The organism is Streptomyces sp. NPDC056600 (assembly GCF_042792855.1).
Classification (GTDB): domain Bacteria; phylum Actinomycetota; class Actinomycetes; order Streptomycetales; family Streptomycetaceae; genus Streptomyces.
In genome coordinates, this window is the sequence record NZ_JBHTVQ010000002.1 from 197,367 (window position 1) to 209,588 (window position 12,222).

General features: G+C 72.2%; 9 protein-coding genes. 1 reads left to right on the top strand and 8 read right to left on the bottom strand.

Annotated features, from left to right (window positions below; all coding sequences use genetic code 11):
* Positions 1-345: 345 nt before the first annotated feature.
* From ACFRAV_RS02100 to ACFRAV_RS02125, 6 genes are all read right to left on the bottom strand, one after another.
* Positions 346-1,680, bottom strand: coding sequence for a glycoside hydrolase family 43 protein (locus tag ACFRAV_RS02100; protein WP_382550702.1), 1,335 nt, complete (start codon positions 1,678-1,680; stop codon positions 346-348).
* A 251-nt stretch (positions 1,681-1,931) separates the two neighbouring features.
* Entirely contained in the window at positions 1,932-3,578 is a 1,647-nt protein-coding gene (locus ACFRAV_RS02105) for a glycoside hydrolase family 27 protein (RefSeq protein WP_382550566.1), read from the bottom strand.
* A 212-nt stretch (positions 3,579-3,790) separates the two neighbouring features.
* A complete protein-coding gene (locus ACFRAV_RS02110) occupies positions 3,791-4,702 on the bottom strand; it encodes an amidohydrolase family protein (protein ID WP_382550568.1) in 912 nt (303 codons plus the stop codon).
* A gap of 93 nt (positions 4,703-4,795) precedes the next feature.
* Positions 4,796-5,779 (bottom strand): 3-hydroxyacyl-CoA dehydrogenase NAD-binding domain-containing protein, encoded by a 984-nt coding sequence (locus ACFRAV_RS02115; RefSeq protein ID WP_382550570.1) that lies wholly within the window; start codon positions 5,777-5,779, stop codon positions 4,796-4,798.
* On the bottom strand, positions 5,776-7,764 hold the full coding sequence (locus ACFRAV_RS02120) for an acetoacetate--CoA ligase (RefSeq protein WP_382550572.1): 1,989 nt from the start codon (positions 7,762-7,764) through the stop codon (positions 5,776-5,778). The genes ACFRAV_RS02115 and ACFRAV_RS02120 overlap by 4 nt, the downstream gene beginning before the upstream one ends.
* Complete coding sequence (locus tag ACFRAV_RS02125; protein ID WP_382550574.1) at positions 7,761-8,681, bottom strand: crotonase/enoyl-CoA hydratase family protein; 921 nt, start codon at positions 8,679-8,681, stop codon at positions 7,761-7,763. The genes ACFRAV_RS02120 and ACFRAV_RS02125 overlap by 4 nt, the downstream gene beginning before the upstream one ends.
* 170 nt (positions 8,682-8,851) lie before the next feature.
* On the opposite strand from ACFRAV_RS02125, the gene ACFRAV_RS02130 reads away from it, so the two are divergent.
* On the top strand, positions 8,852-9,208 hold the full coding sequence (locus ACFRAV_RS02130; protein ID WP_382550706.1) for a MarR family transcriptional regulator: 357 nt from the start codon (positions 8,852-8,854) through the stop codon (positions 9,206-9,208).
* Between the two features lie 29 nt (positions 9,209-9,237).
* Here the strand turns inward: ACFRAV_RS02130 and ACFRAV_RS02135 are convergent, their stop codons facing one another.
* Positions 9,238-10,566: an MFS transporter gene (locus tag ACFRAV_RS02135; protein WP_382550576.1), complete on the bottom strand. Its 1,329-nt coding sequence runs from the start codon at positions 10,564-10,566 to the stop codon at positions 9,238-9,240.
* Between the two features lie 247 nt (positions 10,567-10,813).
* Positions 10,814-12,109, bottom strand: coding sequence for a PHB depolymerase family esterase (locus ACFRAV_RS02140; RefSeq protein WP_382550578.1), 1,296 nt, complete (start codon positions 12,107-12,109; stop codon positions 10,814-10,816).
* Positions 12,110-12,222: the final 113 nt, after the last annotated feature.

The following is a 12,222-nucleotide window of genomic DNA, read 5'->3' on the forward strand; positions in this document are numbered from 1 at the left end:
CCTCCGACGCTACCGCGCGCCCTGAGCCCTCCCCAACGTCTCCTGTCCGCCCGGTCAGAATTCGCTATATGACCCTAGAGATGTGCTTCGCGTGGAGGGGGGGGCGGGGCGGCGGGGCGGGCGGCGCGGGTGGCCGCCTTGAACTCGGTTGTGGGGGTGTGGGGGTGGGGTTGCCTGGACTGGGGGGTCCACGTTCTGGGCCGGGGGGCGGAAGGGGGGCGGCCGGCGGCGCCCCCGGCCGGACCGACGGTCCGGCCGGGGGCGTGCGCGGCGACGGCGGTGACTGCGGTGGGTGCGGTGACTGCCGTGGGGTGCGGTGACCGCGGTGACGAGGGCGGGGCGCGGTCAGGCGGTGAACTGCCACCAGTTCACGTTGAAGAGGTAGCCGCTGCCGCCCGTGTAGCGGAAGTAGACGTCGCGGGTGCCTCCGGCGCCGGTCACCGGGCAGGAGACGGTCGTCCACGTCTGCCAGCCCCCGGTGCCGGGGACGGTGCAGGTGCCGGCGAGGGGACCGGTGGCGCTGTCCAGGCGGACCTCGATCCTGCCGCCCGAGGTCGCCGAGGCGACCCTGGCCTGGAAGGAGCGGGCTCCGGAACCGAAGGCCGCGCCCTTGACCTTGATCCAGTCACCGTTCTCGACGTACCCGACGTCCATGCCGCCCTCGGTGGACGCCTCGGTCTCCACGCCGGTGGCCCAGGCGATCGTCTCCGCCTCCTGCCGGACGTACGGGTTCAGCGTGCCCACCTGCGGAGCGCCGGCCGAGGTCATGTTGATCGTCGGGATCGTGCCGTCGGCGTTGTAGGCGAACTTCTCCACGGCCACCGAGCGGGTGAACCCGCCGCCGCCGGGGAGCGCGCCGTTGTGGTAGAAGAAGTACGAGTTCCCGGCGAAGTCGACGATGCCGGGATGGTTGGTGAAGCTGGAACCCTGCGTGGGCATGATCGTGCCGCGGTAGGTCCAGGGGCCGGTGGGGCCGGGTGCGGTCGAGTAGGCGATGAACTCGGAGCAGCAGGCCGCCGCGAACACCAGGTGGTAGAGGCCGTTGCGCTTGTAGACCCACGGCCCCTCCTCGTACAGGGTGGGACGCTCCGTGTTGCCGGCGCGGGTGCCGAACCCCTGGGTGGTGAGGGGGATCTGCGTCGGCGTGCCGGAGTAGGAGGTCATGTCGGCGTTCAGCCGTACGTACCAGAGGTTCGGGTTCCCCCAGTACAGGTACGCCTGGCCGTTGTCGTCGATGAAGACGGTGGGGTCGATCTCGCCGTTCTCCACCAGGGGCCGTCCCAGGGCGTCCCGGAAGGGGCCGGTGGGCGAGTCGGCGACCGCCACGCCGATGGCCATGCGGCCGGTGGCCCGGTTCTTCATCGGGGCGTACCAGTAGAACTTCCCGTTGCGCGCGACGACCTGGCCCGCCCAGGCGTCGGCGCTCGCCCAGCTGAACGTGGCGAGGCTCATCGGGGAGCCGTGGTCGGTCCAGTTGACCATGTCGGAGGACGAGTAGACCCGCCACTCCTTCATGGTGAACCAGGTCGAGGCGTCCTCGTCGTGACCGGTGTACAGGTACACCCGGCCGTTGTGGACCAGGGGGGCCGGATCGGCGGTGTAGACGGTCTGGACGAGGGGGTTGTCCGCGTGGGCGACGGACGGCTGGAAGAGCGTGAGGCAGCACAGGAGGCTGATCACCCAGGCGAGACCACGACGGTGGACGGGCCTGAGGCGGAGCACGGAGCGGAGCGATGACTGGTGCGGCACCGGTCGTCCTCTCTCGGTGTGGGGGCAGGGGCGGTGTGCGAGCGGGTGCGGGGACCCGCCGGGAGGGGGGTGCGGCGTCGCCGGGCAGGCCTCGGGGCATGGCCGTGCCCGGCGGCCCAGGCAGGGGCCGCGCTCCGCCGGGGGGACCGGTCGGAGCGGGGCGCCCTGCCGCGGTCACCTCGTCAGGTACGGGTCCACTTCTGGTTGCTCTGCCCGTTGCAGCTCCACAGGACGAGCCGGCTCCCGTTGGCCGTGGCGGCCTTCTCGACGTCCAGGCAGAGACCCGAGAGGGTGTTGCGGATCGACCCGTCGGAGGCCAGGGTCCACTTCTGGTTGTCCTGGCCGTTGCACGGCCAGGTGATCACCCGGGTGCCGTTGGTGGTGCCCCGCTCGTAGGCGTCGAGGCACTTGTCCCCGAACACGCGGATCTCGCCGCCCGCCCACGTCGTCCACAGCTGGTTGGCGGCGGTGTGGCAGTCCCACACGAGGACCGTCGAGCCCGACGCGGTGGAGGCGTTGTCCACGTCCACGCAGCGGCCGGAGCCGGCCCCGCGCAGCCGCAAGGTCTGGTGGGCCAGCGGGGTGCCGCCGGACACCCGGAACACGGCGATGCCGTGGGAGGGGACGGAGGCGGAGATCTGGCCGCCGCTCGTCGAGTTGGCGCCGGTCCACAGGTCGGTCAGCGTGAACGAGCCGCCGGACAGCCCGATCTGGGCCGCCGTGGTGCTCACGGTGGCGGTGCCGCCGCCGCGGTTGAGCAGCCCCACGGCCACCGAGCCGTCGGCCAGCTCCTTGGCGAAGACCTCGGTGTCGCCGTCGTCGCGCACCCGCCGCCCGCCGGCGCCCAGGGAGTCCTGGTCGACGGCGATCAGCCGGGGGTTGCGCAGCACGGCGCTGATGTCGGCGGACATCGACCGCACGTCGTTGCCGGCCATCAGCGGCGAACCCATCAGGGCCCACAGCGCGAAGTGCGAGCGCGACTCGTTCAGGGTGAGTCCGGGCCGTCCGACCACCAGCATGTCCGGGTCGTTCCAGTGTCCGGGACCGGCCTGTGCGGCCAGGGGCGCCGTGACGTCCAGGACGTTGCCCACACCCATCGGGTAGCTGTTGACGTTGCCGTTCTGCCAGATGTCGAGCAGGTCCTCGGTGGTGCGCCACATGTCGGCGACCTCGCCCCAGTTGTACCTGTCGCCGGTGATGGCGTGGTAGCTGTTGGGGTTGACGCTGTAGACGATCGGGCGCCCCGTGGCGCGCAGCGCGTCCCGCATGATCGCGAACCGGGCGACCTGCTCGTCGCGGGTGCCGTTGCCGGAGCACCAGTCGTACTTCAGGTAGTCCACACCCCAGGAGGCGAAGGTGCGGGCGTCCTGCGCCTCGTGGCCGAGGCTTCCGGTGGCGCCGGGGAAGGCGCCGCCGCCCTGGGCGCAGGTCTTCTCGTTGGGCACCTGGTAGATGCCGAACTTCAGGCCGAGGGAGTGGATGTGGTCCCCGAGCGCCTTCATGCCGCTGGGGAACTTGATGGGGTGCGCGCGGAGGTTGCCCTGGGCGTCGCGCTGCGGGTCGAACCAGCAGTCGTCGACGACCACGTACTTGTAGCCCGCGTCCCGCATACCGGAGGAGACCATCGCCTCGGCGGCCTGGCGGACCTGTGTCTCGGTGATCTGGCACCCGAAGCTGTTCCAGCTGTTCCACCCCATGGGCGGGGTGAGGGCCGGACTGCCGGGGGCGGCCTGCGCCTCGGGCGCGTGGGGGGTAGCCACCAGGAGCGCCAGTACGGCGGCCACGGTGGTGAGGAGGCATGCCAGTCGTCTGGGTAATCGTTCCGTCATCGTCGTCCCTTCGACATCGAGCGGCTCAACATTGTTACCGCTAACACGAGCCGTGAGCCAGGTGCGTGACGTCAAAATCACCCTCCGGCACCGAAGGGTTCTGCCGGAGTGGCCGCTGAGCTGGGAATGATGTTGTTTCCGAATGTCCGGTGATGGTGTGCCGGATCAGCCGTCGACCAGCACGGCTACCCATCTTGTTATCGCTAACACGGTCACGCGACGGGCTTTTGCTCCCTGTTCAGGCCCAGCACGCGCAGGGCGTTCTCCTTGAGGATCAGCGGGCGCGCCTCGTCCTTGATGTCCAGCCTCTCGAAGTCCGCGAGCCACCGGTCGGGGGTGAGGACAGGGAAGTCGGAGCCGAAGAGGACCTTGTGGCGCAACGGGCCGCCGGCCTGCCGGACGAGTTGCGGCGGGAAGTACGTGGGGGACCAGCCCGACAGGTCGAGGTACACGTTGGCCTTGTGGGTGGCGATCGAGATCGACGAGTCCACCCAGGGCACCGACGGGTGGGCGAGCACCATGGTCAGGTGGGGGAAGTCCGCTGCCACGTCGTCGAGGAGCATCGGGTCGGAGTACCGCAGCTTGATGCCCCGACCGCCGGGGAGTCCCGCGCCGATGCCGGTCTGTCCGGTGTGGAAGAGGGCGACGGTGCCGAGTTCCTGGAGCGTCTCCCACAGCGGGCGGTGGGCCGGGTCGTTCGGCGCGAAGTTCTGCAGGCTGGGGTGGAACTTGAAGCCGAGGACGCCGTACTCCTCGGCCAGACGTCGGGCCTGCCGCACGGCCCGGTCGCCGCGCAGTGGGTCGACGGAGCCGAACGGCAGCAGCACGTCGGCGTGTTCGGCGGCGCCTTCGGCGATCTCCTCGCTGGAGAGCGACGGGTGACCGAGGCCGGTGGTGGCGTCGACGGTGAAGACGACCGCGGCCATGTTCCGGGCGCGGTAGTGCCCGGCAATCTCCTCCAGGGTGGGCGTGCGCGGATGCCCGGACCGGAAGTACCGGGCCGAGGCGTCCAGGAGTTCCTGGTCCAGGGAGAGGCGGCCGTGGCCGTCGCACTCGATGTGGACATGCGTGTCGAGCGCGACGATGGCGTCGGGGTCGACGCGGGGGCGATAGCGGGCGGTCACGTGCGCACTCCTCGTCGGGGCGTCGGGGGGGCGGGAGGGCTGGGCGTCGGGGGGCGGCGGGGGCAGGGCGTCGGGGCCGGCTGGGGGGCGGTGTCAGGGCAGGGAGCGGCGGCGGCGCTTCTCCTCGATGAGCTGGACCAGCAGTTCGTCCCGCTCGGCCACCATGCGCGCCTGGTCGACGCCGGTGAGTTCCTCGTCGACGCCGCGGACCAGCGCCTCGGTCAGGGCCGGGGTGAGCTGTGGCGTGCCGAGGTCGTCCATCCAGCGCTGGGCGGGCGGTCCGAGGTGTTCCAGGGTGTGGGCCATGCCGCCCGACCCGCCGGACAGGTGCTGGTTGACCAGGGGGCCGAGCAGCGCCCAGCGCAGGCCGGGGCCCTCGGAGACGGCCGTGTCGATGTCGGCGACGGTGGCCACGCCTCGTTCCACCAGCGAGTAGGCCTCCCGCCACAGGGCGGCCTGGAGCCGGTTGGTGACGTGGCCGGGCACCTCGCGCCGTACCAGGACCGGCCGTTTGCCGACTGCGGTGTAGAAGCGCAGGGTCTCCTCGACGACGGACCGCTCGGTGTGCGCACCCGGCACGACCTCGACCAGCGGGATGAGGTGGGACGGGTGGAAGGGGTGGCCGACCAGCACCCGTTCCGGGCGGCGCGCGCACATCGTCTGCAGCGTGCTGGGCGTGATCCCGGAGGAACTGCTGGCCAGGGGCGTCCCCGGCGGGGCCGCCTCGTCGAGCTCGGCGAGCAGCCGCCGCTTGGCGTCCTCCCGCTCCGGGCCGCTCTCCTGCACGAAGCACGCACCGTCGGCGGCCTCCGCCGCGCTGCCGGTGAACCGCAGCCGGTGCGGGTCGGCGCCTTCGGCGAGGCCGAGCCGGGTGAGGGCCGGCCAGGCCATGCGGACGGATTCCCGTAGCCGCTCCTCGGCGCCGTCGGCGGGGTCGTGGGCGTGGACGTCCAGGCCCTGGGCCAGGAACAGGGCGGCCCACCCCGCGCCGATGACGCCGGTGCCCACCACCGCGGCGTGCCCGGCGCCCGCCACCGCGGGCCCGAGGTCCCCCGCGGCGGTGCGCCCGGCGCTCATCGGGCGTCCTCGGCGCGGCGGCGGCCGTACTCCGCGAACGCGTCGAGCGCTGACGGGTCGACGAGCGCGCCCGGGGAGGCGACGGCGGCCGGGTCGGCGCCGAGCAGGATCCGCTTGACCGGCACCTCCAGCTTCTTGCCGGTCCGCGAGTACGGCACGGAGGGCACCGCGACGATCCGGTCCGGCACGTGGCGCGGCGACAGGGCGGACCGGATCCGCGCGGACAGCCGCTCCCGCAGGCCGTCGTCGACCCCGCTACCGGGGCTGGGCACCACGAAGAGGATCAGTTCGCCCGTGCCGCCCGCGGGATCCTCGAGGTGGACGACGACGCTGTCGGTGATCTCGTCGGCGTCCTGCAGGACCCGGTAGAACTCGCCGGTGCCCAGCCTCACCCCGCCCCGGTTGAGGGTGGCGTCGGACCGGCCGGTGATCAGGCAGGAGCCGGCGGCGGAGAACCGGCACCAGTCACCGAAGCGGAACGCGCCCGGATAGGCCGAGAAGTAGGCGTCCCTCAGCCCGCTGCCGTCCGGGTCGCCCCACAGGCCGACCGGCATGGACGGCATCGGTGAGGTGATCACCAGCTCGCCCAGCTCCCCCACGACGGACCGGCCGTCCCGGTCGTACGCCTTGACGTCGACGGCCAGGCTCGGCCCGGACATCTCGCCGGCGTACACCGGCGTGAGCGGCGACGCCTGCACGAGTCCGGTGCAGACGTCGGTGCCGCCGCTGCCGACGTTGAGCAGCACCCGGCTGCCGAACTGTTCGGCCACCCACCGGGCGCCCTCGGGCGGGAAGGGACTGCCCGCCACACCGATCTGCCGCAGCCGGGAGAGGTCGAACTCCTCGGCGGGCCGCATCCCTTCCTTGCGGCAGGCCATCAGGTAGCCGGGGCTCGCGCCCATGAGCGTCGCGCCGGTGCGCTCGGCGAGCCGCCACTGTTCCCCCAGCCCGGGATGGAGCGGGTTGCCGTCGATCATGACGATGGAGGAGCGGACCAGCAGCGCCGACACGAGCGTGTTCCACATCATCCAGGCCGTGGTGCTGAACCACAGCAGCCGGTCGCCGGGGCCCAGGTCCCAGTGGAAGGCGTGGTTCTTCAGGTGCTCCAGCAGCAGTCCGCCGTGGCCGTGGACGATGGCCTTGGGCCTGCCGGTGGTGCCGGAGGAGTAGAGCACGCACAGCGGATGGCCGAACGGAACGGGCTCGAAGGCGAGGGGTTCGTCGGTGTCGGCCAGCAGGTCGGCGAAGGGCACCGCCCCGTCCAACGCGTGCCGTCCGTAGGGGACGTGGACGAGGTGGCGCACGCCGGGCAGCGCGGCGCGGATCTCCGCGACCTCGGCCCGCTTGTCGGCCTCCTTGTCGCCGTAGGTGTACCCCGCGACGGCGAGCAGGACCTTGGGCTCCACCTGTCCGAACCGGTCGTGCACGCTGCGCGGCCCGAACTCCGGTGCGCAGGCCGTCCATACGGCGCCGAGACTGGCGGTGGCCAGGTAGGCGACCAGCGTCTCGGGGATGTTGGGCAGGTAACCGGCCACCCGGTCGCCCCTGCCGACGCCCAGGCGACGCAGCCCGGCGCGTACCCGCCGTACCCGCTCGGCGAGTTCGGCGAAGGTCAGCTCGACGGGCTCCCGGGTCTGGGAGTGCGCGACGACGGCGACCGTGTCGGCGTCCTCGGGCCGGCCGAGGGCGTGCTCCGCGTAGTTGAGGGTGGCGCCGGGGAACCAGCGGGCGCCGGGCATCTCCCGGGTGGTGAGGACCTTCTCGGCGGGGGTGTGGAACCGGACGCCGAAGTACTCCCGGACCGACTCCCAGAAGTCCTCGAGGTCGCGGACCGACCAGGCCCGCAGCTCCTCCCAGGAGGCCAGGTCGGCCCTGCGGTCGTCGCGCAGCCAGGTCAGGAACTCCCGGACGCGGGCGACGCGGGCCCGCTCCGGGACGGGCGGGTGGAGGAGTTCGGGTTCCCTGGGCGGGTGGGGGGTGCTCATCGTGCCTCCTCGTCGACGGAGGTGAGGGGGGAGGTGGGAGCGGGAGAGGGAGCGGAAGGGGAACGGGGAGCGGGGGGTGGGGACACGGGCGCGGAGGCCGGTGCCGGTGCGGAGGCCGGTGCGGTGACCTTGGCCGCCCGGCCGGACAGGAAGGCGTTCATCCGGTCCTTGGCCTCAGGGCTGCTCTGGGCGACGCCGGCCATCAGGGATTCCAGGAGCAGCCCGGTCTCGGGCGCCGCCTCGGCGATCCTGGGCAGGGCGTGGATCACGGCGTAGTTGGTGACGGGGCTGTTCCGGGCGACGCGGGCGGCGAGTTCGAGCGCCTTGGACAGGCCCTCCCCCGTCGCGGTCCGGTAGGTGGCGAGTCCGGCGGCGGCGCCCTCGTCGGCGTCGAGCACACGGCCGGTGAGCATCATGTCGGCCATCAGGGCCACACCGGTGAGGCGCGGGATCCGGACGGAGGCGCCTCCGCCGACGAACAGGCCGCGTTCCCCCTCCGGCAGGGCGAAGAAGGCCGAGTCCTCGGCGATCCTCAGGTGGGCGGAGGCGGCCAGCTCCAGGCCGCCTCCCACGACGGCGCCCTTGAGCACCGCGATCACCGGCACGGTTCCGCACGCGATCCGTTCGAAGGCACGGTGCCACATGCGGGAGTGGTGCAGGCCCTGCACCGCGTCCCGTTCCCTGAGTTCCGCCAGGTCGAGTCCCGCGCAGAAGTGCTCGCCGTCGGCGGCCAGCACCACGGCCTTCGCCCAGGCGGGCGGGGCGTCGAAGAAGCGGCCGAGGCCCAGTACGGTGGCGTCGTCCAGGGCGTTGCGCTTGGCGGGGCGGCTCAGGGTGAGGATCGCGACGTCGCCGTGACGGGCCGGCGCGAGAGATGCCGGCGAGAGGGATGCGGGGAGGTCGTTCTCTGCGGTCACACCATCTCCAGACCATCAGGAACCTTGATGATCAACCATGGTTGGTACCCTCAAGATTCCTGTCAATACCCGGGAGGGAAACGGTGGAGGAAGCCGAGGGCCGGCGCGCGCCGTCCTTGCTGTATGCGGTCAAGCGGCTCGAACTCGTCATCCGTGCGCGCCTCGACGAGATGCTGCGCGGCTCGGGGGTGACCACCCTCCAGTACACGGCGCTCACCGTGCTCGAACGGCGTGGCGGCATCTCCGCGGCGCAGCTGGCCCGCGACTCCTTCGTCACCCCCCAGGCCATGGCCGACATGCTGCGCGCGCTGGAGCAGCGCGAGCTGATCTCCCGCTCCCCCAACCCGGCCAGCCGCCGCGAACTGCTGGTCCACCTCACGGAGGAGGGCCGCCGCCTCCTCGCCGAGTACGCCGATGCGCACGCCGCGATCGAGGAGCTGATGCTCTCGGGGCTGAGCAGGGCGGAACGCGCGCGCCTGCGCTCGTCCCTCGACGGTTCCTGGCGGGCGTTGCGCCCGCCCCGGTGACGGGAGCGGCCCCGGGACGGGCACGCGCCTCAGGCGTTCTCGCGTTCCTCCGGCCGTCTCCCGGCGGGCGCGGCGAGCGGGTTGCGGCTGGTCTCGCCCAGCGCCAGCACGCAGACCACAGTGAGCGCGCAGAACGCGGCGATGACCAGGGAGATGGCGGTCGTGCCGCCGCCGAGCGCCTGCGCCTCGGCGAAGATCAGCGGCGCGAAGCCGGCTCCGAGGCCGGCGAGCTGGTAGCCGAGCGAGGCCCCGGTGTAGCGGCTGCGGGTGGTGAAGAGTTCCGCGTACAGCGCGGCCAGCGGCCCGTACATCATCGGGTGCAGGACCGACTGCCCCACGACGACGGCCACCACCAGCGCGGCGGTGCTCCCGCTGTCGACCAGCGGGAAGAGCACGAAGGAGTAGGCGCCCACCGCCACCGCGCCCGCGGCCACGACCGGCCTGCGGCCGAAGCGGTCGCTGGCGGCGGACCAGCCGAGGATGCCGGCCACGGCGAGCGTCGACGAGACGGTGAGGGCGTGCAGCACCGTCTCCCGGCCGTAACCGGCCCGTACCGCGTAGGAGATGATGAACGTGGTGAGGGTGCCCTGCACCACGAACGCGCTCAGACCGACGCCCACGCCGAGCAGCAGCACCCGCGGATGGTTGCGCAGCACGTCCCCGAGCGGCGCCCGCCGCGGCGCCTCCTGCGCGGCGGCCGACGTGAAGACGGGCGTCTCGGCGACCCGCAGCCGCACGAAGAGGCCGATGGCCAGCAGTACGAGGCTCAGCAGGAACGGTATGCGCCAGCCCCAGGCGAGGAACGCCTCCTCGCCGACGGCCGCGGCGGTCGCGGACATCACCACCGTGGACACCGCCATGCCGCACGGCGCTCCGGCGTTGGTGAAGCTCGCCCACAACCCGCGCCGCTCCGTGGCGTGTTCGGCGGACATCAGCACCGCTCCGCCCCACTCGCCGCCCACCGCGACGCCCTGCACCACGCGCAGCACGACCAGCGCGATCGGGGCCAGGCTTCCGGCGCTCGCGTGGGTGGGAAGCACGCCGATCAGGAAGCTGGCGACACCCATCAGGACCATCGACAGCACCAGCATGTTCTTGCGGCCCAGCCGGTCCCCGAAGTGGCCGAACAGCACGCCGCCCAGCGGGCGGGCGAGGTAGCCGGTGGCCAGGGTCCCGAAGCTGGCCACCGTGCCGGCCAGCGGGTCGAGGTCGGAGAAGAACACGTCGGCGAAGACCACCGCGGAGGCGGTCGCGTACAGCAGGAAGTCGTAGTACTCGATGACGCTGCCGAGGAAGCTGGACGTGACGGCGCGGCGCAGTTGGGTGCTGTCGCCGGGGGTGGGGGGTGCGGGCTTCATGCCAGGGCTCCTTCGCGCTGCCGGCCGGGGAGACTGTCAGGTTTCCTGATCGACGGTCAGTGTCGGGACGATCAGGAAACCTGTCAATGCTTCGGACGTGCGCGACCGCACCGGCGCCGGTGGGCCGCCGGTTCACACGCATGCGGGGCCGTGCGGACCGACGGCACGAGAGCGGGCCGACGGCACGAGGGCGGGCCGGAGCCCTCGGGAGGGCCCCGGCCTGTCCGGTGTCCGGTCGGTCCGTGCGTCAGCTCGTGACGCAGGCCGCGCCGTTGAGGGTGAAGCCGGTCGGCGAGGCCGTGTTGCCGGTGTGGGTGGCCTGGAAGCCGATCGTGGCGGACTGGCCCGCCGCGAGCGTGCCGTTGAAGCCCACGTTGGTTGCGGTCACCTGCCCGCTGGTCCCCTTGTAGGTGGCGTTCCACCCGTTGGTGATCGTCTGCCCGCCGGGGAGGGTGAACGCGAGCGACCATCCGTTCACCGCCGACGTGCCGGTGTTGGTGATTGTGAGGTTCTCGGTGAGCCCGTTGTTCCAGGCGGTGACCGCGGCGGTCACCTTGCACGCGCTCGAGCCGGGCGGCGGGGTGGTGGGGGTGCCGGTCGTCGGGCCGGGGCCCGGGGTGCTGCCGGTGAGGCCGAAGAACTGGACGGCCTGGGCGGCCATCCCGGTCGACGGCAGGGAGTGACCGGCCCCCTGGATGCTGTACGCCTCGACGTTCACCGCACCGGAGGCGCCCGCGAACCGCTGCCGGTTCCAGCCCGACTGCGGGGTGTCGGAGGACGTCGGCGTCTGGCTCAGCCCGAACACGTCGGTCCACTGCTCGACGCTCTCCTGCAGCAGCGAGTAGGGCACGAGGGTGTCGCTGGTGCCGTGCCACAGCTGGATCCGGGGCCGCGTCCCGCTGAAGCCGGGGTAGGCCTGCCGCACCAGGTCACCCCACTGCTGGGGGGTCCTGTTCATGCTTCCGCCGGTGCACTTGCTGGTGCTGGGCGGGTAGTCCGCCGCGTTGGCGAAGCATCCGAACGGAACGCCCATGAAGGAGGCGGCGGCCTTGAACACGTCCGGGTACAGGGCGAGCATGTGCTGCGTCATCATGCCGCCGGACGAACTGCCGGTGGCGAACACCTGGTTCGGGTCGGCGTTGTACTGCTGCTTCACGTAGTTGATCATCGAGATGATCGAGACGGGGTCGCTGCCGCCGCCGCGGCGCTTGGCCGCGTCCGACCAGGTGTCGAAGCACTTGCCGAAGCCCGCCGACTGGGTCGCCGTCGGGTAGACGACGATGAATCCGTACCGGTCGGCGAGTGAGGCGAACTCGCTGCCGGAGTAGAAGTTCGGGCCGGTGCCGCCGCAGCCGTGCATGGCCACCACGACCGCCGGCTTCGCGGGACGGCTGTCCGGCACGTAGACGTGCATCTGCATGTTGCCCGGGTTGTCGCCGAAAGCGGTGACCTGGGTCAGCGACGCGGCCTGCGCGGGCACCACCGTGACCAGGCCGATCAGCGCGATGCCGACCGCCACCACGACGGCGGCCAGCCTTGTCAACGGCGTTAACGGTCTGCGTGATCTCTTCACTGCGGACTCCTCGGGACTGCGCCGTACGGCATCCGGCCGAGGCCGACCGTGCCGGCGGTGGGGGGAGCGCCCTCGCGCGGGAT